Annotated in this window: 20 protein-coding genes and 1 pseudogene; 3 read left to right on the forward strand and 18 right to left on the reverse strand. The window is 45.5% G+C overall.

Features of this window, described 5'->3' with window-relative positions:
- Window positions 1–282: 282 nt before the first annotated feature.
- Window positions 283–5,235 carry an amino acid adenylation domain-containing protein gene (locus QUB30_RS15185; RefSeq protein ID WP_333334582.1) on the reverse strand — a complete coding sequence of 1,651 codons (4,953 nt, stop codon included), beginning with the start codon at window positions 5,233–5,235 and terminating at the stop codon, window positions 283–285.
- A gap of 154 nt (window positions 5,236–5,389) precedes the next feature.
- Here QUB30_RS15185 and QUB30_RS15190 point away from each other — a divergent pair, with 154 nt between their 5' ends.
- Window positions 5,390–5,707, forward strand: coding sequence for a hypothetical protein (locus QUB30_RS15190; RefSeq protein WP_333334583.1), 318 nt, complete (start codon window positions 5,390–5,392; stop codon window positions 5,705–5,707).
- Between the two features lie 419 nt (window positions 5,708–6,126).
- On the opposite strand, the gene QUB30_RS15195 is transcribed toward QUB30_RS15190, so the two are convergent.
- The gene (locus QUB30_RS15195; protein ID WP_333334585.1) at window positions 6,127–7,518 is read right to left on the reverse strand and encodes a rhodanese-like domain-containing protein; all 1,392 of its coding nucleotides are present in this window, start codon (window positions 7,516–7,518) and stop codon (window positions 6,127–6,129) included.
- A 98-nt stretch (window positions 7,519–7,616) separates the two neighbouring features.
- Window positions 7,617–8,066, reverse strand: a complete 450-nt coding sequence (locus QUB30_RS15200) for a protein tyrosine phosphatase family protein (RefSeq protein WP_333334587.1) — start codon at window positions 8,064–8,066, stop codon at window positions 7,617–7,619.
- A 91-nt stretch (window positions 8,067–8,157) separates the two neighbouring features.
- Here QUB30_RS15200 and QUB30_RS15205 point away from each other — a divergent pair, with 91 nt between their 5' ends.
- Window positions 8,158–8,505: a metalloregulator ArsR/SmtB family transcription factor gene (locus QUB30_RS15205; protein WP_333334589.1), complete on the forward strand. Its 348-nt coding sequence runs from the start codon at window positions 8,158–8,160 to the stop codon at window positions 8,503–8,505.
- 399 nt (window positions 8,506–8,904) lie between these two features.
- Window positions 8,905–10,014 carry an alpha/beta hydrolase gene (locus QUB30_RS15210; RefSeq protein ID WP_333334591.1) on the forward strand — a complete coding sequence of 370 codons (1,110 nt, stop codon included), beginning with the start codon at window positions 8,905–8,907 and terminating at the stop codon, window positions 10,012–10,014.
- Between the two features lie 159 nt (window positions 10,015–10,173).
- On the opposite strand, the pseudogene QUB30_RS15215 reads toward QUB30_RS15210, so the two are convergent.
- The 15 genes and pseudogenes from QUB30_RS15215 to QUB30_RS15285 all read right to left on the reverse strand — a co-directional run.
- A pseudogene (locus QUB30_RS15215) lies at window positions 10,174–10,300 on the reverse strand (ISKra4-like element ISMiva1 family transposase); the annotation flags it as partial.
- 353 nt (window positions 10,301–10,653) lie between these two features.
- Window positions 10,654–11,088 carry a hypothetical protein gene (locus QUB30_RS15220; RefSeq protein WP_333334593.1) on the reverse strand — a complete coding sequence of 145 codons (435 nt, stop codon included), beginning with the start codon at window positions 11,086–11,088 and terminating at the stop codon, window positions 10,654–10,656.
- Between the two features lie 539 nt (window positions 11,089–11,627).
- Window positions 11,628–12,659, reverse strand: coding sequence for an alpha/beta hydrolase (locus tag QUB30_RS15225; protein ID WP_333334595.1), 1,032 nt, complete (start codon window positions 12,657–12,659; stop codon window positions 11,628–11,630).
- Window positions 12,660–12,718: 59 nt separating this feature from the next.
- The gene (locus QUB30_RS15230) at window positions 12,719–13,744 is read right to left on the reverse strand and encodes a nitronate monooxygenase (RefSeq protein ID WP_333334597.1); all 1,026 of its coding nucleotides are present in this window, start codon (window positions 13,742–13,744) and stop codon (window positions 12,719–12,721) included.
- 136 nt (window positions 13,745–13,880) lie between these two features.
- Entirely contained in the window at window positions 13,881–14,261 is a 381-nt protein-coding gene (locus QUB30_RS15235) for a hypothetical protein (protein WP_333334599.1), read from the reverse strand.
- A 54-nt stretch (window positions 14,262–14,315) separates the two neighbouring features.
- The gene (locus tag QUB30_RS15240) at window positions 14,316–14,729 is read right to left on the reverse strand and encodes a nuclear transport factor 2 family protein (protein WP_333334601.1); all 414 of its coding nucleotides are present in this window, start codon (window positions 14,727–14,729) and stop codon (window positions 14,316–14,318) included.
- Window positions 14,730–14,843: 114 nt separating this feature from the next.
- The gene (locus QUB30_RS15245; protein WP_333334603.1) at window positions 14,844–16,403 is read right to left on the reverse strand and encodes a GMC family oxidoreductase N-terminal domain-containing protein; all 1,560 of its coding nucleotides are present in this window, start codon (window positions 16,401–16,403) and stop codon (window positions 14,844–14,846) included.
- A gap of 49 nt (window positions 16,404–16,452) precedes the next feature.
- Complete coding sequence (locus QUB30_RS15250) at window positions 16,453–16,878, reverse strand: CVNH domain-containing protein (RefSeq protein WP_333334605.1); 426 nt, start codon at window positions 16,876–16,878, stop codon at window positions 16,453–16,455.
- Window positions 16,879–16,964: 86 nt separating this feature from the next.
- Window positions 16,965–17,225: a beta/gamma crystallin-related protein gene (locus QUB30_RS15255; protein WP_333334607.1), complete on the reverse strand. Its 261-nt coding sequence runs from the start codon at window positions 17,223–17,225 to the stop codon at window positions 16,965–16,967.
- A gap of 187 nt (window positions 17,226–17,412) precedes the next feature.
- Entirely contained in the window at window positions 17,413–17,580 is a 168-nt protein-coding gene (locus QUB30_RS15260) for a LysM domain-containing protein (protein WP_333334609.1), read from the reverse strand.
- A 731-nt stretch (window positions 17,581–18,311) separates the two neighbouring features.
- Window positions 18,312–19,409 carry a HAMP domain-containing sensor histidine kinase gene (locus QUB30_RS15265; RefSeq protein ID WP_333334611.1) on the reverse strand — a complete coding sequence of 366 codons (1,098 nt, stop codon included), beginning with the start codon at window positions 19,407–19,409 and terminating at the stop codon, window positions 18,312–18,314.
- A gap of 361 nt (window positions 19,410–19,770) precedes the next feature.
- Window positions 19,771–20,043, reverse strand: a complete 273-nt coding sequence (locus tag QUB30_RS15270) for a hypothetical protein (protein WP_333334613.1) — start codon at window positions 20,041–20,043, stop codon at window positions 19,771–19,773.
- Window positions 20,044–20,712: 669 nt separating this feature from the next.
- On the reverse strand, window positions 20,713–22,149 hold the full coding sequence (locus QUB30_RS15275) for a PepSY domain-containing protein (RefSeq protein ID WP_333334615.1): 1,437 nt from the start codon (window positions 22,147–22,149) through the stop codon (window positions 20,713–20,715).
- Window positions 22,150–22,486: 337 nt separating this feature from the next.
- On the reverse strand, window positions 22,487–25,822 hold the full coding sequence (locus QUB30_RS15280; RefSeq protein ID WP_333334617.1) for an amino acid adenylation domain-containing protein: 3,336 nt from the start codon (window positions 25,820–25,822) through the stop codon (window positions 22,487–22,489).
- Window positions 25,771–26,016, reverse strand: coding sequence for a hypothetical protein (locus tag QUB30_RS15285; RefSeq protein WP_333334619.1), 246 nt, complete (start codon window positions 26,014–26,016; stop codon window positions 25,771–25,773). The genes QUB30_RS15280 and QUB30_RS15285 overlap by 52 nt, the downstream gene beginning before the upstream one ends.
- Window positions 26,017–26,129 lie beyond the last annotated feature (113 nt).

Below are 26,129 nucleotides of genomic sequence, written 5' to 3' on the forward strand. Positions count from 1 at the left end.
ATAAAAATCTTTACTTTCTTTGTACTTCAATGCTGCTGGTGACAGCACGGCGATTTCCTAAAGACAATTCACGAATTTTTCAATTGCATCTCGGTAGCTTTGCAATGACTCTGCATTCAGCGGACATAGATCAATTACGTAGACATCAGTATCGGGGTGACGGTGAGCATATTCAGAAACAGCGACAAAGCAAAGGAAGCTCTTGCCGACGCCGCCTTAATTGTTCCAGAAAGCGTATGAACTCATTGGGTGTATTTTTTTCTAAGGACAATAGAGTTTTCATCATCTGTCTTTATTTTCTCTGTTCAGCGATGACAGCTTCACGCGACGATTTTCGCGAGAAACAGGGACTAAAGCAGGAGCTTTAATATTAGCATTCTTATCTTTTAAATTCTCCACAATCTTAGATAATTCTGCAATTGTCGGTGCTTCAAAAACGCGACGCAAAGGCAACTCTACCGCGAAAGCATCTCGCACTCTAGAAACAAGCTGAGTCGCCAGCAGCGAATGGCCTCCTAATTCAAAGAAATTGTCCCGGATACCCACTCGCTTTATCCCCAAAACCTCAACCCAAATTTTCACTAAAACTTCCTCAATAGAAGTATGAGGCGCAACATAACCGCCAGCCCATTCTAACTTAATCGGCTGCGGTACAGGCAAAGCGAGCCGATCGACCTTTCCGTTAGCCGTCACCGGTAGCGACTCCAGCACCACAAAAGCCGACGGAATCATATATTCCGGCAGTTTTTCTGCTAGATAAGCCTGCAACTGTGGCACTAATTTACGGGCTGCTTTAGCTTGTAAGGGATTATTAGCATAAGAGCGCCAAGGACGCAAGTTCTCGCTTCGGGTTTCTCGCACAAAATCTCTGGTTTCGCCCCGTGCAAACACTACATCGTAGCGCCCTTGACTGTCGGAATTAGACCAACTAATATTAACATTATACGGAACTTCCAAAGCATACCACGCTTCGGGATCGACTCCTAAATCCTCGACTTTTTCCACGGCTTTCTGCAACTGACCTGCTGTTGGAAATTTATCGACAACAGACAGCAACTCTGCCGCCTTAACTGCTGCCGTTACCCGCGCATTAGGCACATTAGCAATTCTTAAAACATCGAGTTGATTTTGCAATAATATTTGTTGCACCTTGCTAACAGTCAGATTCTGATTTTCATTCAACCAATCCAGGCGCTTTTCTGCGCCCCGCTCCCCTTTTGGCGGTGATTTCGGGCGTACTGTTTCAGATGCAATATGCAGAATCGCATTGTACCGAAAATTAGTTAACTCATTGCGATCGCTACCGCGAATTAATTGAATCTCTACGCCGCCAATCTGCGGAAAGAGGTGCTTTAATGCGCTAAAAAACTCTGGTTCAATAACTAACTCTGTTTCTTGAAAAATTTGCATTTGTACTCGCTGCTGCAACTGTTCGCCCGCGAGAGAAGGTTCGGCTTGATACAGTTGTACCGAAGCGTGAAAAGCTTCCAGCAACGGCAAGCTGCGGACATCTCCGATGAATATAAAGCCGCCGGGGGCAGTTGCTTTCACCGCACCTTCTAGCACCTGCACGAGATAGTCGATAGTCGGGAAATATTGCACGACTGAGTTGAGAATTACTGCGTCAAAAGCTGCTGTCTCTACTCCTTCAAAGTCTGTCGCCATTTTCTGAAGCAGCGTTACATTAGCTAACTCTTGATTTGCCAAGTGCTGCTGAATATAGTTGAGCGAAATAGGGGAAAAGTCTGTTCCGCAATATTGAGTGCAGCGAGGGGCAATTTGGAACAGCAACAAACCTGTGCCGCAGCCAATTTCTAACACTCGGCTAGGCTGCAAAGCTAAAATTTGGGCGGCTTGATTGTTCGCCCAGTCACGCACCTGTTCTGCTGGGATTGGCTGATTAGTATAACTGCTATTCCAGCCGACAATATTAAATGTGGGATCTGAGTCAACAGCAGGTTGATTGTAAGTTTCATTGTAGAGCATTTGCCACTGCAAAACCTGTTCGTCCTGCAATTGCATTATTTGGTTTTTTTCGCGGGCAACGCTATATTCTGCATTCAGGGCAATATAAGCTACTAAACGTTTATCTCCCTGTCCATCTTCCGAAGCTATTGCTACAGTTTGCTGCACGGCCGGATGTTGAGTTAATACTGTCTCGATTTCTCCTAATTCGATGCGGAAACCGCGAATTTTTACTTGTTCGTCAATGCGTCCTAAAAATTCAAGGTTGCGATCGGCTCTGTAGCGCACTAAGTCGCCAGTTTTGTAAATTCGCTCTCCTGAATTTGGTTTAAAAGGATTGACAATAAAGCGTTGTGCGGTTAAATCTGGGCGGTTGAGGTAGCCGCGAGCGAGTCCGTTTCCGCCGATGTACAATTCGCCAACAACCCCCATTGGTACGGGCTGCAAATATTTGTCTAATATGTAGATTTGAGTGTTAGCAATGGGGCGGCCAATTGTCGGGGCTATGTCTGTTTGCTCTGTTGCAGGAATATAACCGGAAGTTGTGACGACGGTGTTCTCGGTTGGGCCGTAATTATTTACTAGCTTAAATGGATGGGATTTTAAAGGATGTTGTTGCAGTTTTTCGCCGCCTGCGAGCAAGATTCGCAACGCTGTTGTTTGAGGCCAATCTAATAGCAAAACTTTCTCGGCTAAAGGTGTTGGCAAAAAGCTAATTGTGATGGCTTTTGATACTAACCAGTTTTGCAGTTTTTCAGGATCTCGCCTGATGTCATCTTCTGGAAAGTAGATGCTAGATCCCGCGGCGAGATAAGGCCAAATTTCCCACCCGCAAGCATCAAAGCCGATCGCAGCAATTTGCGTTGCCCGATCGCCCGCTGACACCCCAAACTCTCTTTGATGCCAAAAAACGAGATTTAACAAGCTCCCGTGCTCAATTTCCACTCCTTTCGGCTTTCCGGTGGACCCGGAGGTGTAAATCGCGTAAACCAGATTTTCGGCTGTGGCTGCGCTGGTGGGATTGTCGGCGATTTCTTGGGAAATCATCTCCCAGTCTGTGTCTAGAAAAACAACCCTTGGATGGTGAATTTTATCATCTGACTGTGTTTCTAAATTTTGCACTTCGCCATCATCCACCAGGGAATAAATTCCCTGGCTCATAGCTGAAGTCGGCTGAAGCCGACTGGAAACTTGTCCTCCTTCAGTCGTCTTTAGACGACTTTCGCTATTAGACAGGGAATAAATTCCCTGGCGGGTAAGCAATACTGACACTTGAGCATCTTTTAGCATAAAGCTCGATCGCTCAGCAGGATAGCTCGGATCTAAAATTAAGTAAGCTCCTCCCGCTTTCAGGATACCCAACATCCCTAGAATCAGATCGAGCGATCGCCCGCAGCAAAGCCCGACTAAAACGTCCGCCCCAACCCCAATTTTTTGTAGGTAACGTGCTAGTTGGTTGCTGCGGAGATTTAGCTCTCGATAGGTGACTTGCTCCTCTCCAAATACCAGCGCCACCGCATCCGGTGTCCGATCGGCCTGCATTTCAAATAGCTGATGAATGCACAAATCTTGCGGATAGTCTGCCTGAGTATTGTTGCATTCAACTAACAAATGATAGCGCTCTTGGGCGCTCAAATATTGCAAATTTGCGATTCGCTGTTCGGGATTTGCAACAATGCTTTCTAACAGAGTTTGAAAATGCCCTAACATTCGGCAAATCGTAGCTTCATCAAATAAATCGGCGCTGTAAATAACCATGCCGCTGATGCCCTCCGAGCTATCAACCCACAGCTTATTGCTGGGCGATTGGTTGCTTCCGGAGCTGTTGGGCGATCGCTCCCACAAATGAAACTCCAAATCAAACCGCGCTGTACCCACATCTAACTGCTGCGGGCTGAGTGTTAATTCTGGCAATTCTAACCGATTCCCCGGCGCGTTTTGCAGCGCAAACGCCACCTGAAATAAGGGATTTTGGTTCAACGCGCGATCGGGGTGCAGTTCTTCTACTAACTTCTCAAACGGCAAATCTTGGTGAGCGTAAGCTCCTAATGCTACCTCTTTGACTCGGTTTAAAAGTTCCCGAAAAGTTGGATTTCCCGACAAATCTGTACGCAGTACCAAACTGTTGACAAAAAAACCGATTAATGCTTCTATTTCACTGCGGTTGCGATTGGCGATCGGCGAACCTACAACAATATCTTCTTGCTGCGCGTAATGGTAAACCAACGTTTTAAAAGCTGCCAGCATTGTCATAAACAGCGTCACTCCTTCGCGCTGGCTCAACGTTTCTAAAGCCTCGCTCAGTTGTTTTGGCAGTTGCAAAAATTGCCTTTTGCCTCGGTAACTTTGGATTGCTGGCCTGGGTCGATCCGCAGGCAAATTTAGCATAGAAATGCCGTTTAACTGCTGTCTCCAGTAAGCAAGCTGCGTTTCTAAAACTTCCCCTTGCAGCCATTCGCGCTGCCATTTGGCAAAATCAGCGTACTGGATCGACAAAGCCGGTAAAGGCGAAGGTTTTTCGCTAGCAAATGCCGTGTAAAGTGCGCCTAATTCCTGAATTAGCACTCCGATAGACCAACCATCGGAGACAATGTGGTGCATATTCAGCATTAGTAAATATTCGGTATCATCTAACTGCAATAATGTAACTCGCAGCAACAAGTCATTGGACAAATTGAAAGAGCGTTGAGCTTCCTCGGCCGTGAGCCGGTTTGCTTCAGTTTGTCGAGATTCCTTTGGCAGGTTTCGCAAGTCCACTACATTAATCGGGAGGTGGAAAGCAGCAGCTATTCTCTGAACAGGTTGCCCCGAAACTACGGCTAAAGTCGTGCGTAAAGCTTCGTGGCGGCGCACAATTTCATTGAAGGTTTGTTGCAGCGCCGAAAAATTGAGCGCACCTGTCAAACGCAATGCTGCGGGAACATTATAAAAAGGATTATTCGGGACTAATTGGTCGAGAAACCACAAGCGCTGCTGTGCAAAGGAAAGCGGTAGGTTTCCGTCTCGTCCCAGAGGAACAATCGGTGTAGAAGTAAAACTAGAAGTCCGATTAGCTGCTTTTAAAAAGGAAATAATTTCCGCTTTTTTCTGAGAAATTTCGGCGCGTAGTTCTGGTGTAATAATTCCTTCTGGAGCATTGCAGCGCAGGATCTCGCCCTCAACAAAAATATTAATATCTAGACTGCGAAGATAAGATAAAAACTCAACTAACTCCACCGTGACAGAATCTCTTGCATTTGGCGATGAACTCGATATTTTTGGATCGGGCATTTTGAGTCATCCTGTCATTACTTGGGCAAATCAATAAAATAAATTCCACCAGCGCACAAATTAAGAGCTTAACCGATCGCTTGCTTACTGTGGCCTAACCTAAGTATGATTCTGTTGAAATCCGCAACCAAAATCGTACCCAAGGTTTCAGCTTATGCCGTTCATGCCCTTCAATTTCCTGTTCCTATGGCTGGTAGGACTGCTGTCCGTCGGGGTACTTGGCACAGGTATATACATTATTTACGAATGGTACATCGGCGAACTTGTAGGGATTTCCTACTTAGTCAGCGGAGTGTTGATGGTTCTTTGGTCTGTTGGCGGCCGCTCGATCAGTTTGCCGCTGTTCCGTCGCCCCGGTGCTGACGAACCGAAGCCGACGCGGACGGGTACGGTGCAGCGAATAGAGAGGCCTGATGGCGCTATTTTACAAGTAGAATTCTACGGCCGAGACATTTACTTCACCCCGATATAACGCACTTAAAATATTGGGCGATAATTGTCTAAAGAAATCCGAGCCAAAAGGGTATTAGTAGCTGTATTGATTACAAAGATTGTATGGGCATTTTGGTCAGCCCTATAAACGCGATCGCGGTTGGAAATTGGCACTTGGGCGATCGCATAGGCTATCCCTATTGATATAGCAGCCTACACAGAAATAGGTAGTATAGCAATCCTAAATCATTCATGTAAATTTGTAGGGGTAGTGCCTCCGTGCCTACCCCCTATATATCGGGGCAACAATGGGGGGATTGCCCCTACAATAATTAGGCCAATGATTTAGGGTTGCTATATTTTTTTCAATGACATAATAGAGTTGTAGGTGTAAATGTTTGATTTTTGGTTGAATGGCGAAATAACATTCTGTAAGTCTATTGAAGCAATTCCCTTGTGTTAAGATTTCTCTACCGGCAATTTTTCAGCAGTCCAAGCATTCCACGAACCAGGAACATTTACTACTTTCTCGAAGCCATGTTTTTGTAGCAAACTTGCAGCAATTGAAGCGCGATAACCACTGCCACAGTAAGTTGCAATAGTTTGATTTTTGTCTAACTCATCTAGATGTTCTTCCAGATGCGGCACATATATGTGTTTAGCACCAGGCACGTTACCATCCTTAAACTCGTCATCTCCACGGACATCCAGCACCGTCACATCAGGATGATCTTTCTGTTGGTTTAACTCATGCACAGTCCATTCACCCAGATGTTTCAAAGGCAAGCCTGCATTCTGCCAACTTGTCATGCCGTCGTGAAGATACCCAGCAATATTGTCATAACCAATTCGGAATAATTGCTGGGAAGCTAAACTAACACCCCGTTCACTTTCTAGCACCATTAAAATTTTCTTTTCTGGGTCAATCATCCAACCTACCCAGTTAGGAAATTCTGGACGCAAAGCGATGTTAATTGCGCCTGGTATATGTCCGCCACAAAAAGCAAGAATTGAGCGTGTATCAATGACTACGGTGTTTTCATCTTGCATTAACTGTTGAAATTCTTGGGGCGATAAGGGCGGTAAAATTGGCACATCACCTAACACTTTTGCTCCTTGAGCATTAACTTTTTTTAAACGTGGGTAGTGTGTTGGTGGTTCTGGCATTCCACCTAATACCCATTCGACAAATTCTACTTCGGTACGCTCTTTAAAAACAGGGCTAAAGATTCGTTCATTACCAATGGTACTTTGTCGGCGATCGCCTATGGATTTACCACATGATGAACCCGCACCGTGAGAGGGATAAATTTCTAGGCGATCGCCTAACGGTACGAGTTTATCAAACAATGAATGATATAGTTGCGCCGCCAGTTTTTTCTCAGTACCACCACCTAGTAAATCTGGTCTTCCTACATCTAAGTTAAACAAGAAGTCACCAGTAAATATTGCGAATGGTTCCTTACCTTGCTTGGCATCAAAAATTAGCAACGAGATGTGTTCTGGGGTATGTCCGGGGGTATGTATTGCGCGAAGGGTAACGTTACCAATCTTTAATTCGTCCCCCTCATTTAGTTGATGCAAATCAAATTTATAATCATCACTTTTGCCGCCATATATGGGGGCAAAAGTTCTGGCTTTTAGTTCGTGCGAGCCTGATACAAAATCAGCATGAATGTGAGTCTCGATTATGTGGGTGATTCTTACACCTATTTCTCTGGCTCTTTGGATATAAATATCTACATCGCGGCGGGGGTCAAGCACTGCTACTACGCCTGCTTTGTCGTCGCCAATTAGATAGGACAGGTGTGCTAGTCCCTCAACATTTATTTGCTCTAAAACTAATGCCATTGTGAGTCCTCTATACAACAGTAATCAGCAAAAAGATTGTCAGGTTGGGCAACAAGCTATTCACCCACAAACCTGACTTTCTTTAATTCGGGAAAAATTTAAACTGTTTTTGAGTGCTTAGAGACGTAACTCTCCAAGAATTGCTTCATATTTGGCTGAGAATCACAGTCAAAGCCAGCTTCGCTTGCCTTCTCAAACACTTGCTCTGGTGTCATCCCTTGCCGCGTCGCCACGTTCATAAATGCCATTGCACCTGCACGCATGGAACTTGCACAATGAATGAGAGCAGGTTTTGGTAGTTGATCGATTTGCGCTAAAATTTTATCCGTCAACTCGTCAGTCATCCCGTCTGGCTTGACTGGAATGTTGACATATTGTAATCCTGCGGCTTCTGCGTGTTGCTGCTCATCGTGCATGAAGCCTTCCTCATCAGGCGATCGCAAATTCAATACAGACTTGTATCCCTCTGTAGCAGCTTGTTGCAACTGCTCTGGTTTCACCTGTCCGGCTACGGTTAGCTCCGAGTTGATCTTTTTAACGTTTTCCATTGGTATCTTGCAAATTAGATTGTCTTACCATATTACTATGTGGTAATATTAGAATTAACTATATATAGTAAGATGTAATTTTTAGGTTTGTATGCTAAAGCCGTCTCCTCAAGCCCTTGCTCCCGTTGCTGAGTTTTTCAAAGTTCTATCTGAAGTGAGTCGGCTGCAAGTTTTGTGTTGTCTGAAGTCAGGATCTAAAAATGTCACGGAAATTATCGAAGCGACGGGGCTGGGACAGGCGAACGTTTCTAAGCATCTAAAGGTGCTAACCCAAGCAGGCATGGTGACTCGTCAGCCACAAGGAATCAGTGTTTTTTATGAAATTGCCGATCCGATTATCTTTGAATTGTGTGAACTGGTGTGCGATCGCTTAGCGATTCGTCTTGAGGAACAAACTCAAAATTTAGAAGAACTTAAAAACTTTCGTGAGTTAACTTGACCTTGAAATTAATGTCAATAGATCTCTTGCAAAAGTCTGAATGCCACGACAGTAACCTGGTAAGACCAACGAGGGATTCAAAGCTCGCGCCCGGTCAAAGGGCTAAAAATATGTTGTAGAAAGAAGAAATCTGCACCAAATAAACTCAGCTTAGAAGATCAGGTCTTGTTGAAACCGGAATAGCTGGATTTTATAATTATGAACTCAATCAAGTTCAAAAGATTCATAATTGTTGGCTCTGGCATTTTGAGTCATCCTGTCATTACTTGGGCAAATCAATAAAATAAATTCTACCAGCGCACAAATTAAGAGCTTAACCGATCGCTTGCTTACTGTGGCCTAACCTGAGTATGATTCTGTTTGAATCCGCAACCAAAATCCTACCCAAGGTTTCAGCTTATGCCGTTCATGCCCTTCAATTTCCTGTTCCTATGGCTGGTGGGACTGCTGTCCATCGGGGTACTTGGCACAGGTATATACATTATTTACGAATGGTACATCGGCGCACTTGTAGGGATTTCCTACTTAGTCAGCGGAGTCTTGATGCTTCTTTGGTCTGTTGGTGGCCGCTCGATCAGTTTGCCGCTGTTCCGCCGCCCCGGTGCTGACGAACCGAAGCCGACGCGGACGGGTACGGTTCAGCGGGTAGAGAGGCCTGATGGCACTATTTTACAAGTAGAATTCTACGGCCCAGAGGACGGACAGCCGATTATCCTCTCACATGGTTGGGGGCCGAATAGTATGGTTTGGTATTACGCGAAACGGCAACTAAGCGATCGCTTCCGAGTGATTGTTTGGGATCTTCCAGGTTTGGGGAAATCCACTAGACCAAAAAACAGCGACTACTCCCTAGAAAAATTTGCCCGCGATCTCGAAGCCGTCATTGCCATAGCAGGAAATAAACCTGTTATCCTACTCGGACACAGCATGGGCGGCATGATTTCTCTAACATTCAGTCGGCTTTTCCCAGAACTTCTCGGTAGTCGAGTAGCGGGTTTAATTCTGGTAGATACGACTTATACTAATCCTCTCAAAACCGCTATTTTTAGCGGTTTATGGCGCGCTTTGCAGAAGCCGCTGCTTCAACCTCTGCTCTACCTCACCATAGCTCTTGAACCCATTATGTGGGGAATGACTTGGCTGAGCTATCTCAATGGTTCACTGTACATCAGTGTAGAAGTATCGGGATTTAAAGGCACTGAAACGCGCGGTCAATTAGATTTCTCAGCTTTCTTATCAGCCTTGGGTTCTCCCGGCGTTCTCGCTCGCGGCACACTGGGAATGCTCAAATTTGAGGAAACAAAAACTTTGCCATCAATTGACATTCCAGTGTTGGTGATCTGCGGCGATTCAGATATTGCCACTACCCCCCCAGCTAGCCTGCGAATGAAAGCAGAATTACCTCAAGCAGAGCTAGTTACGATACAGAAAGGAGGACACATGGCATTAATGGAACATAACCAGAAGTTTGCCGAAGCTGTCAGGGCATTCTGCACTGAAATTTCGTAACTAAAAATGTGAGTTAAAATCCTGTAGGTTCTGGCTGTGCCGGCCTTCAAATTCGGCGTTGCACAATTTGAGGATGGTTCTTGTCGGGTGTCCCGCCTGCTGTGAAAATACACGCCTTCGGGCGGGACGCCCGGGTGCATCTCAATGAATGCAGATACATCAAGCTGAAAGTTGACCATTAAGATAAGCACAGCGAAGAGAAAAGATAGAGGAAACACTCTCGATATTCCACGCTCGCCCCGATAGTTTCACCCAAGCTTCCAATTCGTTTAATCGTTGATTCAACGGCAGGGTAAACGCATCTTAACTGGAACCCAAAATATGCTACAGTTAAATCCGACTAAAATTCAATGTACTTTGTTGTATTTTATGGGTTTTATCAAGGGCAAGAGGTTTTAGTAAAGCTGTAACTTTTCCACACAAGCAAACTGATTCATTGCCTTCGATGAATCTTTTAAATACCAGTTTTTTAGAAGATTTTGCCAATTTGAATAACCCGAGAATAGAAAGAAGTAAAGAACATTTACTCAAAGATGTAGATTCCTCATTTTCTACTTTATTTTTAATGTCCTGCAAGCAACCTTACCAGCGCATAGGCAGCCCCAGCCTTTAGCAGCTCATCCATCTAATAAACGAGCCTCACTCACGATCAGAATGGATCGCTCTCTTTTTCGGCGTTTCAACAAGCACAGAAATTACGAGCAAACTTAGCCCAATGATTTTAATCAAGGCGTTGACTGCGTGTGCATACTCCCATTGGTCACGATACCGCGTCCAATCTGCTGGAACGGGATTCGTCAACCATTGGGCGAATTCAGCATTCATTGGCGCGACAAACATGATCCAACTCACAAACGCTAGCACCAAGAGAATAGCCCCGCCCAACGTCCAGTAAAAAGTTGAACCATGTTTGCGAACAAGAAATGCCAGCACGATTGCTGTCAAAATCGCTGTAATTTCAAAAGCTGCGCCGACTGATCCAAACAATTTATAAACATTTTCAAAGACCGTTACTCTCACCCAAAGTTGCTGGTCAAACTGCATTCTTTGCGGCAACTCTAGCAAATGTGTCATAGACAAACTCAGACTAAATGAAGCCAGCATCAGTGTTATGAATCGCCACGCTCGTATAAATGTCATGTTGGTTTGCCCTAAAGCATATATCTCTCTGCAACTTATGTTATACCAATAAGGAAATGCTGCGTAACTATCGGAGGACCTAACTAAATTAGCTGATGATTTGGAATTTTCTAACTAGCAACCTCATAGATACTCCAACTCTATAGAACCCATTTGACATCTTAGAGAGAGGCTGCAAGCCTCTTCTACTTTTGCCGAATTTTGGGTAACTTAATAATGAAGAGGAGCGAGTTTAAATTATGTGACTAGGTTGAAGCGAATTAAATAAATTAAAGCATCGCTTTACTTTGAAATCAGCAAACTGTTTCTAACCAAAAAATTGCCGTCGAATGTGATTGGCAGTCCTTCTCCATCTAAAATCCGTCGTAAATTACGTTGACTTTCGCAGTCACCGACTCGTTGAATCTAGCGTTGATATTTAGATAAACGACCACCCTGAATCACGGGATCGATCGGCTTTCGGGCTGATGCCATCACGACGCATTCACCGGGCGCAACCTGTAGTGCTTTAATTGACCGCGACATCCGTTGTCCGCGCCCCGGTGGAAGGAATGTTGGGCTGCTGGGTAAAGCGATCGCGATAGAAACTGCAAAACTCGTCGGTTGAACTTTTCTGGATTCTCGATGAACATGAAATGTCCGCCGCCCTCAGCCTCCTCAAAGATTTCCAACTCAGAGTCAGGAATGCTTTGATTAATCCAGACCTGCGATGTCCACGGAACCATACTTTTTCTGCCACCAATAATCAGAGTTGGCTGACGAATCCTGACTATTCGATCGCGCCAGTCCGTATGAAGATGGTTGTATAGCAAAGTTGCAGCGATCGCGCGCGGACAGCGAAAGTTGCACTCGACGATCCACTCGAACTGTTCCTTTGACATCGCTGATGTAACCATTGAAGTCAGAATGTTTCGAGTCGATTCCTCGGCGTTGCCGTTCTGCAGGGTATGTATTACTGCATTGAGTTGTTCAGCAGTAAAAATTGCCCCTGATTCTGCTATTTCTTGAACGTTCCAATGCGATCGCAATGTTCCCAGTGGCGATTGATCAACCAACAGTAACCGCTCAATTTCATCTGAGCCGAATAGGTCGAGATAGCTCCAGATGATGGCACATCCCATCGAGTGCCCTAGCAGGTGTGGTTTTTCGAGTTGCAGAACAGCGATTAATTCCTGAACATCCTTAGACAAGCGAGAAATTCGATAACCGAACGATACTTTCTCAGACTCACCATGTCCGCGCCAATCAACAGCGATCACCTGATAGTGTTCGGCAAAAGCGGGAATTTGATATTTGAATTGTTCCGCCGACTGCGACCAACCGTGAAGCATCACGATCGGTTTGCCTCGACCTGCACTGATGTAGCTCAATTCGGCACCATCAGACGTTTTGAATGTTTTCCTTTGCATACTGTCCTTTGCGATGTCTCCCACGCACTGATAGCGATTGTGTTCGCTGATTGGTGTTGCAGGTCGCTCCAACTCCTTAATGTGTTCATTCTTCAACTTTCATTGCATTCAGAACACTCAAGTTCCCTGAGTTAAGCGGCGAGTTAATTTTTCCGTTACCGCTGCATCTGTGCGATGACCTCTTCAGCCTCTCGTACCACGTCCTGAACAATCTGCGCTGCGGGCTTAATGTCGTGAATCAGATTGCATGACTCCCCTGCATAGAGAGCCACAGACTCCATATCCCCGATGAAGCCAGTGATTGGAATCATCGACCCATATTTCGGCACATCCATAGTGGTGCCAGCCAGTGGGACAGTACCGACGATCGTCCCCTCACCTGGACGCTGCCCACTCGTTGGACAGCCCGCAGCCTCCCACTCCGTGAACGTAGCATTGCGTAGCACCCGGTGGGGCGCATCAGACCAACCACCATCGAAAAGCGTGGTATACACCGTGTCCTCGGCTGTGCTGCTGACGACCCGTTCCTGGTAAGCACGAGTTGCAGCGGCTTCGGTGCTACACAGAAACCGCGTCCCCATTGACACCGCTTGTGCTCCAAGATTGAGGGCTGCTACCACTCCTCGACCCGTAGCAATACCTCCAGCGGCAAGCACAGGCACGGATGTAACCGCATCGACCACCGCTGGCACAAGGGTTGACAGCGAGGTGCGGCTCCTCACGTGCCCCCCTGCTTCGACCCCTTGAACGATGAGCGCATCAACACCCATAGCGGCAGCGGCTGTGGCTTCCTCGATCGACCCCACCTGGATAAAGACCTTGGTATTACGTCGGTGAGCCTCGGCGATGTAAGGGCTTGGATCACCCCAAAAGAGCACCAGCAGCGGTACCCGCTCTGCTAGGCAGACATCAATCTGCCCTTCTTCTAGCAGGGGAAGAATGAGGTTCACCCCAAAAGGTTTCTGCGTCAGGGCGCGGATGCGGCGGATCGCTTGTTGGAGGATCGGGGGTGGCATGAACACTCCACCCAGCACCCCACAGCCACCAGCATTCGACACCGCCGCCGCGAGTTCTGGTCCGGCTACAGGTCCCATACCTGCGGAGAAGATGGGGTGGGTAATGCCGATCTGGCGACAGAGAAGAGTGTGCATATATCCTACTGATGCGAGAGTTGGTGTCATAATTTTCTTTTTTATGTACTGCTTTCATTCTTCAACGTTCATCCTGTTCCGACCACTCAAGTTCCCTGAGTTAAGCAGCAAGTTAATCTTTCTATTTCTAAAGACAGGTTTTTGAGTTGTTCACAAGCAGATCAATTCATCCATTTGTTGTACAAGTTTTACTCATAATGGAGCGACCGTTCTTGTAAACCTCTAAAGTCCCCTTCCCTTGACGATCTCCCTTACCACCAAGCACTTGATATTTATAGTTGCCATTCTTAAACTTATAAACTTGAGCCACTTCTGTATCGTCTCTAGTTCCCTTGCCCAAACTCAAATTACCTTGAGGACTGGTAGAACGGTAGAGAAGTTCGCCCGAATTATACCTTTTCCAAACATTAACGTTGTATCCACCTTGGCACTTCAAACTGAGTACCAAGTCAGCAGTAGAGTCAGCCGAGGCAGGTAAGACGAGATAAGTTGAAACACCAGTCATCAAACCAAGCAGTAACGCAAATCGCTTCAGTAGTGTTTTCATCGTTTCCTCTTGTAGTTTTGAGCGTTAGGTTTTCTTCTTAGAATCTACTTCTACCTAGCCAGTTGACGACTGGTCATGAACCGGCTCCATGTATAGCCTTGCCCACGCGATGATTCCGTTGTGTAGGCCAGCAACGACTACACCACGCATATTCAGTGCCGATCCGGACGTGCGCGTACCTTGCCAGTGCCATTCTGCCCAGGCGAGGTTACTGTGGATCGTCGAAGCGACCAAAGTTGCACGTAAATCAGGAACTTGGGCAAAGAAGGCAGTCCAGTTCTCCCGGACTTGGGCTAGTCCGGTGAAGGCACTCTCAGGGTGCAGCGGTTGTTCGCCCTTGAAATCATTAGCGAAGCAGCTCACTAGCGCGTCAACGTCGTGTGCGTTGATGGCATCAGACATTCGTTGAAGCACTGTTGGCATCTCATATTGGGCTGGCGCGCTCATGTTTCCTGTTGTGTTGGGCATATTTCAAAGCATTTCGGTACACCCGTGCCAGTTCTAGTGCTGTCACTTCATCTGGACTTAATCGATCGAGCATCACGATCGTCGATTCTCCTCAAAACTGATCGATCGCTCTTTTCAGTGTGCGATCGCCAAAGGTCTTTGCTTTGAAACGCCACCTGCGACTTTAATTAAATCGGCTGCTTTTTCGCCGATCGCAATTGTCGGCCCATTCGTATTTCCTGTAGTGATCGTTGGCATAATTGAGGCATCGACGACCCTCAACCCCTCAACCCCATGTACCCGCAGTTCGGGGTCTACCACCGCCATTGAATCAGTGCCCATTTTGCAAGTCCCCACCGGATGGTACATCGTATCGCAAGCGTCTCGGATGTAAGCGGAGAGCGCTTCATCGCTCTGCATATCGCTACCAGGAGCCAGTTCCTCCCCTTGAAACTCATCAAAGGCATGAGTCTCAAAGATTTGGCGGAGTAGTTTAAGCCCTGCGACTAGCGTTTGTACATCGGTTTCACTTTGCAGATAGTTCAGCCGAATCATCGGTGTATCTTTGGGATCGGACGATCGCAAGCTGACACTCCCAATGTTTTGAGCATGGGTCAAAGAGGCGACCCCAAAGAATCCCGGACCAGAGCGGTTAGAGCCAGGTGGTGCCCACAGAATGGGACCTGCGAAACACTGTAAATCTGGCGCAACATCCAAGTTATGCTCGCTATGCAAGAACAATCCAGCTTCACCAATCCCACTGCTGCTGCTGGCAGGATGGACAGCCTCAGTTGCCTGGTAGGTAATGGGAACGAGAACGTGGTCTTGGAGATTTTGGCCGACCCCAGGCAGATCTGCGACAACAGGAATGCCCAAGGCTTGCAGGCGTGCTGCATCCCCAATGCCGGAAAGCATCAGCAGTTTGGGCGAATCGAATGCGCCCGCACTTAAAATCACTTCCCGATCGACCCCGATCTGGTGCAGCGTACCCTCGTGCAGATATTCCACTCCAACGGTGCGAGTGCCCTCAAATAACAATCGAGTGACCAACGCCCCAGTTGTTACTGTCAAATTGGGACGCTGGAGAATGGGCACCAGGAAGGCAGCCGCTGTACTGTGGCGTTTGCCATCTTTAATGGTGCATTGGTAGCGTCCTACTCCTGCCTGCTGCACCCCGTTGAAATCAGGGTTGTAGTTGTAGCCCAATGCCATTGCTGCATCTATATATCGTTGAGAAATGGCAGTAGGCGCGATCGAGTCGGTTACGCTTAATTCTCCATCAGTCCCGTGAAACTCGGATGCGCCTCGTGAGGAGTGCTCAGATTTCTTGAAATAGGGCAAAACATCCTGGTAACTCCAACCGGGATTACCTAATTCTTGCCAGCGATCGTAATCATGAGGATTGCCTCGAATATAAAGCATGAAATTAATCGCACTGCTGCCACCCAAGACTTTGCCGCGGGGACAATAGATTTTGCGATTATTTAAGTACGGTTCGGGTTCGGAAAAATATCCCCAGTCCACCTCAGAACCTAATAGTTTTAGGCATTCCGCCGGGATTTGAATCTCAGGTTTGGTATCCGGGTTCCCAGCTTCGAGTAATAACACTGTTGTTTTACTGTCTTCTGTCAAACGGTTGGCGACAACGCAGCCTGCCGAACCAGCACCGATAATAATGTAGTCATAGTTCGTCATGGAATTCTCCTTGTTTGCTGTCTGTCGTGGATTAATCAGACCTTAATTGCTAGCGAGAATACGTCAAGTTTCCATTTTGATTGTCTATTCCCCGAATCAAAATTGATGTTGACTTGGTTGAGCCATTAGCTAGACGACATCTTGCTGATAAAGTCGCTCCGGTATGATCGATATTCTTACAAGAAAGTTGATAACTGCTAGCGGCTCTTGGATTGCGAGAATAGGTCAAGTTTCCATTTTTATTCTCTATTCCCCGAATCAAAATTGATGTTGACTTAGTTGAGCCATTAGCTAGACGACATCTTGCTGATAAAGTCGCTCCGGTAATCTTAATATTCTGACAAGAACTTTGATAACTGCTAGGAGATGTGGGTCTTGCCAAAGCAGGTTCCCTGGGAATTACAGCTAGAATTGCACCACAAGCAGCAAAAGCTATTAAACTTGACGAGCGACTGACTTTCGTAAGGTAAGACATGAGTATTCTCCTTAAATCACAAATTAAAATCCCCCATTGCCACCACTGGCAACGGGGGGTCAACGGATGTGATGCTTTCTGGCTCGTTATCCTACAATCTTGAGTGACGAAATGCTATCGTTATTGATAACACCTGGGCTGATTGCAAGATTAGGATACTCTCCCGGTGGAAGTTTCACATTACTCCCGGTGAAATTAGTATCCCCAAAAACTTGCCATGTACCAGAGATTACTTTAGCTGATGTAATTTTGTCGTTCCAAAAAGTTCCGACATTAGCTAAGTCTTGGGTAAAGCTATTTGAAGTTACTCGAAAATTGGAATCGCTAAACACAATTATTTCAGCCATTATTTTTATCCTAAATTAGTCGGTGTTATTGAAACAAGTCCGAAAAATATCAAACCTAAATGTTTGTCAACAAGGAACTTTTTTCGGGGAAATTTGTGCGGGCAGAAGGTTAGTTTTATTTGCTAACCTCCTGGATGCTTAATAGCTGCTATTAGAAGCAGCTATGTTGACAAGCTTTTCAAACCTGTTAAGCAGGAACTTGAAGTGTTTGACCAACTTGTAATTTTCCAGGGCTAACACCAGGATTAGCAGCTGCAATTTTTTGCGCGTTCGCATCACTGCCATTACCATAGTGGAACGCTGCAATACTGGAAAATGTATCTCCAGCGGCTACAGTATGTGTTTTGTTAGACATGATTTTTTCCTTTGTTATTAAGGTCGTTGTCTTTTGTTTCTAAACTATCTCAGACGATTACAGCAGTCAAATTCAGATTTTTTCGATTAAATTAGAGGCTTTTGTTCACCTCGTCCAGTTTCGATTGAATCTCAGATTTGGTTTCTTTCCTCGCAAACCTAACTTAAGCCTAATCGTTGAATAAAATATCTATCATTGTGAATAGGTTATTATAAATTTAAAGATTTATCCGCAAGTTTAATGTTGGAAAAAACCTCATAATTGCTGTTACTAAAAACTTATTTTTATCCCTGAAAGTATAACTTTGACAGCCATATTGAGATAACAAAATTGCAGTTTTAATGCGTCAGGCTGCTTACTTATGTTGAGTTTATCGTAGTCATCAATAGTGTTATTAAATTACCAGGCAGGCATAAAAGTCGTTATTGTAAATGACCTCATCTATTGTACGGGTAAAAAAATGAGATTACTCTTTTATGATTTAATGATGCGGATTTAGGGCGATATACCTTACGTTTAAAATGTGAAGAAAATGTGAGGAGTTCATGAGGTAGATATATCTCTGATTTGTCAATCCCGAAAGGCGTTGTTTCGCACGACAGACGGCTTAAAGATAGCGGGTGTAGAGCGTCGCGTTTGCTGAAGCGCTTCTTCTGTAGGTCAGCTCAAAATGTGGACTGTGGATTCATTATTTTATACCCTATTTTTCTTCTTAGTCTTAATGTCCCGAACTAAAGAAGAACTTTAGGTAAATTGATAATAAAGCTTGTCCCCTTGCCCTCTGCACTTTCAACCGCAAGTGTCCCTTGATGCGCCTCAGTAATATTTTTTGCTAAAAATAATCCTAATCCCCAGCCGGTTTGCTCCTCGGCAGCAATGGTTCGACGAAATTGTTGAAATAGGATGGATTGAGCGTCTAGGGCGATCGGATCGCCTTCATTATGGATAGTAAGGCTGATCTGCGTTTCAGTTTGCTGGAGCGTGAGTGTAATAGGCCTACTAGGCGCACCATATTTCACAGCGTTAATTGCTAAATTTTCAATCACCCGCCGTATTTCTTTACGGCTGCAATAAGCCCTGATCTCAGAATCAGAGACTATAACAAACCGCTCTCCATACGCAAAGCTCAAATCTTCTACCACCTCTTGGACGAGCAGCTCAAAATTGCATTCTTCAAATTCCATCTTTAAGCTCTGCCCTGCCCGCAGCCGACTCGCATCAAGCAGATTTTGAATCATCGAATCCAGCCGATTGATCGCATTGAGCATCCTTGCTGCCACATCCGTGTGGGTATCTCCTCGTTCCAGCCGCCGCAGAGTTAGTTGAGTTCCCATTTTTACGACATTGATGGGATTTCTGAGGTCGTGAGTTAGCGTCACCATAAATAGTTCTTGAATATCTCGCAGCGTTTCGGAGAATTGAGTGGCCGCGTCATTAACGGCTTGCTCAATGGAGCCGATAATAATGTCTCTATCCTGCACTCCTAAAGGTGCTTCTTCTTCTAAAACTTGAAATATTACTTGACGGAGGAGCTGATACTCGAAAATTACGTGAGTCATGGAGTAGTCAGCATACCCCGCCCGTTCATGCCCGTGCAGCTTGCCAATCCGCGTACTTTCTACCTCGTCGGCTGTGATTCGGGCAGATGTCCTGACAATTCTGTTTGAGAGTTCATCCACCAGTTGGTTTAAGTACAGAGGTAGGGAATCTTGCAAGACAAGAGAATCTTGATGCGTTGATGCACCGATTTCATCACGCGCCCGCTTCTCCCACATCCGCATAATTTTTTCAGCATTTTGTTTAAGACGGTCAGACGCTTGGTTGGACATCGTTTCAGATTTTGTGGATGAGTCCGTGTTGAGAGATCATTATACAGCAATTTTGAGGTAAGTGAAGTACACAGAAGCCGGGTTTCAGCAAGAAACTCGGCTTCTGGGGGGTAGTTTATAAAGGGGAAATCTGCGGTAATTACTGAATTAAACCGGCAATGATATTAATACTCATCGCGACACTTGCGTTCGCTATTAAAGAGAAAGGAGAGAATGCTATGGAATCAAGCTAATCGCCTCAGCGAGCGCGAGGTCATCTCTACATCTGAAAGTTCACTCATCATGCCAATAACAAAAGAAAATTTGGCATAGATTTTTGAGGTAAAATCATGGTTGTTCCGATTTATTTATGCTCACTTCCTTATAAAAGTTTCGAGGCAATCAGAGCGACAAGCACAATCAGACCTAATGCTCTACGAAAGTAATTAACGCCTTGAAATAATTCTTCCCAAGCCCAAGTAAACAAAGCACCAAAAGCTACTAGCTCCAACGCTAAATTAATTTGCCCTGTTGTAACAATGAGCTTTAATAAACTAGCTACAATCCCGACACTCAGTGGTAGATTTGGCATCTGAGCTATAACAATTTTGCCTTCGCTGTCCCGGAATGTGCGATCGAACAATGTATTTTCCATGAGTTTCTGCTATAAATGTAATAAAAGGTATGAACTGAGTTCAATTACTTACCCAAACATTTCTTGATAACAACGAATTCGAGCCATAATTAGACCATTGCAAAGAAAAAACAGTGATGACCACCACATGAGCGTAGAATTTGTCTAGCAGTTTTTATCACATTTATGCGAGCAATTCCCAGCATCAGCATCCCAGAATTAGAGGGAACTTGGATTGATGAAGCTTTTTGGATAGAGTAGCTCATGATTTTATTAGTATCATTCCACTTATCTTATGAGTTTTTTAATCATTCATGTTGAATTTTTAGGCTGTTCTTTGATAGTAAAGTTAAAAAAATTAAATATCATCTATCGCTGGGAACAGTTTAAATTAGAATGTTATCTATAATTCAATACGGTTCAGATAAGACCGATCCCCCCTAGCCCCCCTTCTTAAGGGGGGGACAAGAAGTTGCTCTTGCGTCCCCCTTCTTAAGGGGGATGCGAGGGGGATCTCCGGGGAATTAACAGTGTTAACTGAACCGTATTGATCTATATTCAATACGGTTCAGTTAAGGAAAATTGTAGCGAAAATGTTGGGCGGAGTGAAACGGAGGGTTCGTTCCCTCGGGGCCCAACCTACGCACTGATGCGGTCTAGTTCCTAGACCTCTTTGTCACCCTCCCACCTTTAACTGAAAATGCGCTTGACGCCAGGAATACGAGCCAACACGAAATAATCCAACAGCACAACGGTGACGAGTGAAAGTCCTACAAGCGGGAAGGCAATCCCTAAAACAGCAACGATTGCGAGTGGCACTTTCCATTCCTGAACATGGGTGGGCATTGCAGGCGCACCGAGCCAACCCGTCCCTTTCGGACGACGCTGCCACCACATCACCGTACCGCTGACTGAAAGCACAATCACAATTAACGCTGCAAACAACATCAGCAGTTGATTGCTCAATCCAAAATATTTGCCCATGTGAATGGAAATTCCCATTTCTACGGCTTTGGGTATTAACCCGTAATCCTTCCACCGCACATCTGCTAACACTTTGCCACTGTATCTATCGATGTGCAGAGTGACTTCTTGCGCCGGATTATTGGGAAATGCCGAAACCGTATACACACCCGTTTGGGATTCTGGAAAACTAACACTAAATCCAGGGGGTGCGCCTTTTGCTTGGGCTAAAGTTACAACAGAATCTAGATTTACGGACGTACCAGCAGGAGTTTCGCTGATAATTTCGTTGTGTCCTGAATGATGCTCCTTTCCAGGCTTACTAGATTTGGGAATTGGTAATTGCTCTACTGCCCAAGGCACAATTAGATTGCCCTGTTGATTGAGCGAGCCTGTGAGTGTTGTCGATTGAGGTACGTTATCCCACATTTGTGCAGGATAGTGACTCGACAAACGAGCGAAGGTATCTCCCCAAAAACCTGTCCAGGGTAGTCCACTAATGATGAGAAAGCCAATTAGCAATACGCCATAAAATCCCGAAACGGCGTGTAAGTCCCGCCAAAATACCCGCTTGTTCTGGCTCCACACACGCGGAATTAATGTTCCTAAAAAATTTCCTTTGTGGCGAGGCAACCATAAATATAATCCGGTAATTAGCAAAATCAGTCCCCAACAGGAAGCAAGCTCTACTAAATAATCTCCCAATTTTCCGATCATCAGTTCGCCGTGAATCTTGCGTGCGATCGCTTGGAGATTATTATTTTCATCGCGATCGCCTAAAATCTTAGCTGTATAAGGATTCACGAAAACGGCTAGTGTTCTTTCATCTTTAGTCGCGATCGTCACTTCAGCACTGCGATTAGACGCAACGCTCGGCGTAAATTTTGTTACTTTGGCATCAGGATAAGTTCCTTGAACAACTGCCACCTGTTGAGTATAAGGCATCACCACATCCGCAGGCTGCACAAACATATTCTGGTGATACATCGCAGCATCTAATTGCGGTTTAAACAGGTAAATGATGCCTGTGATTGACAAAATCAGCATGAAAGGAATAACAAACAAGCCTGCATAGAAGTGCCACCGCCAAACGGTGCGATAAAAACGATTACTGGGAGGTTCAGCAACCAGTGAAGGGTTCAAAACGCTGTTCAATTTACTCATTGTCGCTTGCCAAAATATCGATAAAAAACCATTATGCTACACAAGTATGAACAATTTCAAAAGACAGGCTGTTAAACAGAGTTGCTGCTTCTGAAGTTTTTAGCCGTCAGTAATCCTGATGAAGATTTATTCAACATGGAAAGTAACTAAAGACCAGTATATTGCAATACCGTTTAGTTAAGGCTGCCTATCTTTTGTTAGCATAAGCGAGGCTCAATCTTTACTCCATCAGGGTTTGAGGAGGGTTGTCATCCCCTCAGCGAAAAAGATTGAGATTGCTGCGACTAGGGCGTCATTCCACAAAACAATCAAAATCATCCCACAATTATGTAAGGCCTTAAAATTCCACATCTTCGCGCTCATTTTCCTCGGTTCTGGAAGTATCCAAACCTTTCGCGGCCCAGCGCATTGTTTCAATGTATTTTGCCAGACTCGCCACAGTCGGAGCCTCAAACAAATTGCTGACCGATAACTCAACTTGCAAAGCGTCTCGGATGCGAGAAATTAACTGAGTTGCTAGCAGGGAATGCCCCCCTAGTTCAAAGAAATTATCGTAGATACTAACCTGCTGTTTTCCCAAAACTTTAGCCCAAATTTTTCCGATCGCATTTTCGAGCTCAGTCCTAGGCGCTACATAATTTTCTGTTATATCCTCGCTGTCTGTATCTATATCGGGCAAGGCGCGGCGGTCTACTTTGCCATTAGGCGTCAGTGGCATATTCTCCAACACTGCATAAGTTGCAGGAACCATATATCCTGGCAACTTTTCTTTCAAAAATTGGCGCAATTCACTTGATTTTAGATTGTGACTTTCGGATTTTTTATTAATGCCGTCAGGAATAACATAAGCTACCAAATGTTTATCATCGGGGATGTCTTCCCTCACAATTACTACTGCTTCGCGCACTTGGGGATGCTGGCACAAAGCCACTTCAATTTCTCCCAATTCGATGCGGTAGCCGCGAATTTTTACTTGGTCATCAACGCGACCTAAAAACTCGATGTTGCCGTCAGCTAAGTAGCGACCTAAATCACCTGTTTTATAAAGACACGAACCAGATTTATTGCTAAAAGGATTGGGAATGAATGCAGCAGCAGTTAAATCTGGCTGGTTGAGGTAGCCTTTCGCCAATCCGTCACCGCCGACGTACAATTGACCTATAACACCGATCGCCACCGGCTGCAAATCCGCATCTAGGAGATAAATTTGCGTGTTGGCGATCGGGCGGCCGATGGGGATAGATGTTGCGGTTTCTGGTACGTCTTGCACGCAATAATAAGCAGAAAATGTGGTATTTTCTGTAGGCCCGTAAACGTGAATTAATTTAGTGCTTTGCGCCTGTTTTAGAACTTTTTTAACCCATCTCATATCGACCGCTTCTCCGCCAAACAGCAAGCAGCGCAGCGAATCAAAAGCTTGCGGTAAAACTCTAGCAATTTGTTGAAATAAGGCAGTTGTTAAAAACAAAACTGTGATGCCTTTTTGGCGCAGTTCTAAGGCTAAATCGTGAGGCGAAAGGGTAATATTTGTGCTAATTCCCACGAGTTGAGCGCCGTTAAGCAAGGCTCCCCAAATCTCGAATGTGGCTGCATCAAATGAAGCATTTGATGCTTGGGCAATTTTATCGGTAGGTTCTATTTTTATATAGTTTGTGTTGAGTACCAGCCGATTTACTGCTTTGTGGGTGACAGCAACTCCCTTGGGTTTTCCTGTTGAGCCAGATGTGTAAATAACGTAAGCTAGGTTGTCTGCTGTGACGGTGTTGGCGGGATTTTCGGCGCTTTCTTTGGCTATGTGTTCCCAGTCGCGATCGAAGTGAATCACCGAGTTTGAGAAGTCTCGGAAATTCTCAATCAATTTATCTTGAATTAGCAAGACTTTAACTTGAGCATCTTCCAGCATCAAGTTTAGCCGATCGCGCGGATAGCTCGGATCTAACGGTAGGTAAGCCCCTCCCGCTTTCAGTACAGCCAACATCCCGACAATTAGGTCGATCGATCGTTCTGCACAAAGCCCCACTAAAACCTCCGCCCCCACCCCCATTTTTTGTAGGTAGCGCGCCAGTTGGTTGCTGCGACTGTTGAGTTCTCTGTAAGTCAGGTGCTGGCTGTCGAAAGTTAGGGCGACATCCTCCAAATGCTGCTCAACTCGCTCTTCAAATAACTGATGAATGCACTTATTTTGAGGATAATCTGTCCGAGTATCGTTCCATTCTCTGAATAATTGATTCACTTCATCCTCGCTCAATAAAGGTAAGTTAGCGATTCTTTGTTCGGGATTAACCACAATGCTTTCCAGCAGCGTTTTAAAATGCCTCAGCATTCGGGCGATAGTAACTTCATCAAATAAATCCGTATTGTACACAGCTACGCCTCTGAGGCCTTCCGCATCTTTCCACAGTTCCCCGTATCTGCTCCTAAACTTATCCGAAGCTTCCCACAAATGCAGCTCTAAATCAAAGCGGGTTGTTTGAGTCTCTAAATGGAAAGAACTCAACTTTAATTCTGGCAATTCTAGCTCCTCCACCGGCCCATTTTGCAGACCAAATACCACCTGAAACAGCGGGTGGCGATTCAACGATCGCTCTGGGTGCAATTCCTCGACTAGCTTCTCAAAAGGCAAATCTTGGTGAGCGTAAGCTCCCAGAGTTACTTCCCGCACCCGGCCCAAAAAATCTCGAAATGTCGGGTTTCCCGAGCAGTCTGTTCGCAGCACTAAAGTATTGACAAAAAAACCGATTAATGCTTCTATTTCGCTGCGGTTGCGATTGGCGATCGGCGAACCGACAACAATATCTTCTTGTTGCGAGTAACGGTAAAGCAAAGTTTGAAATGCAGCGAGCACAGTCATAAATAAAGTCGCTCCTTCTCGCTGCGAGAGCGCTACAAGTGCGTCCTTCAAGTTTTTTGGCAGTTCTAAATATTGAGTTTTTCCCCGATAATTTTGCCTAGCTGGTGCAGGGCGATCTGTGGGCAAATTTAACACTGAAATCCCGTGCAATTGCTGCCGCCAATAAGCTAGCTGAGTTTCTAATACTTCACCTTGCAGCCATTCGCGCTGCCACTCGGCAAAGTCGGCATATTGAAGTGATAATTCTGGCAGGGGAGATGGCTGTTGATTTATCAAAGCTGTATAGATAGCTTCTATTTCTCGAATTAGCACCCCGATCGACCAATCATCGGAGGCTATGTGGTGCATATTTAGCAAGAGAATATGCTCGGTTTCTGTCAGCCGCAGGATGGTGACTCGCATCAGCGGCCCGGTGGATAAATTGAAAGGGCGAAGAGATTCTGCGGCGGAGAGTTTCTTTGCTTCTGTTTGCCGTTGTTCGGGCGGCAAATCTTGCAAGTCTAATACTTTTAAATTAGTCTTGAAAGCGGGAGAGATTATCTGCATTGGTTGTCCTGATACCGCTGCAAAAGTGGTTCGCAAAGTTTCGTGGCGCTGCACTATTTCGTTGAAGGTTTGCTCTAAGGCTGTTAAGTTGAGGGAACCTGTTAAGCGCAGTGCGGTTACTACATTATAGAAAGGGTTTTCCGGTGTGAATTGGTCGAGAAACCACAAGCGCTGCTGGGCAAATGAGGCGGGAAACACAAAGACTTCGGCTTCTGAGGAAATATTCAGTTTTTGTCGATCGCTTGTAAAGGAATTGTCATAAATTTCGGATGCCATATCTGTTGCTCTTGGGGGATGGGATGTGCTAATTTTTGGATGGCGCGGGGTGGCTTTTTCAGGGTGCGATCGCCTCTTAAAACTTTCGCGAGCAAAAGATCGGAACTGTTAAAATCATAAACCTGGGTGTGGGAGTGCGGGAGAAAGGCGGGCAAAAGAAACCGGATTTCTGGCCGCAGCATCAAGTTATCCATTGAGGGGCTAGGAGTGCCACCCCCCAATCAAATTTAGTCGCGGAACGCGCTGTCACGCTTGTGATTCGGGTGCAATCGGGTGAGTTAGATGGGAGAATTACCGGGAGCAATCC

Source organism: Microcoleus sp. BROC3 (assembly GCF_036702515.1).
Classification (GTDB): Bacteria; Cyanobacteriota; Cyanobacteriia; order Cyanobacteriales; family Microcoleaceae; genus Microcoleus.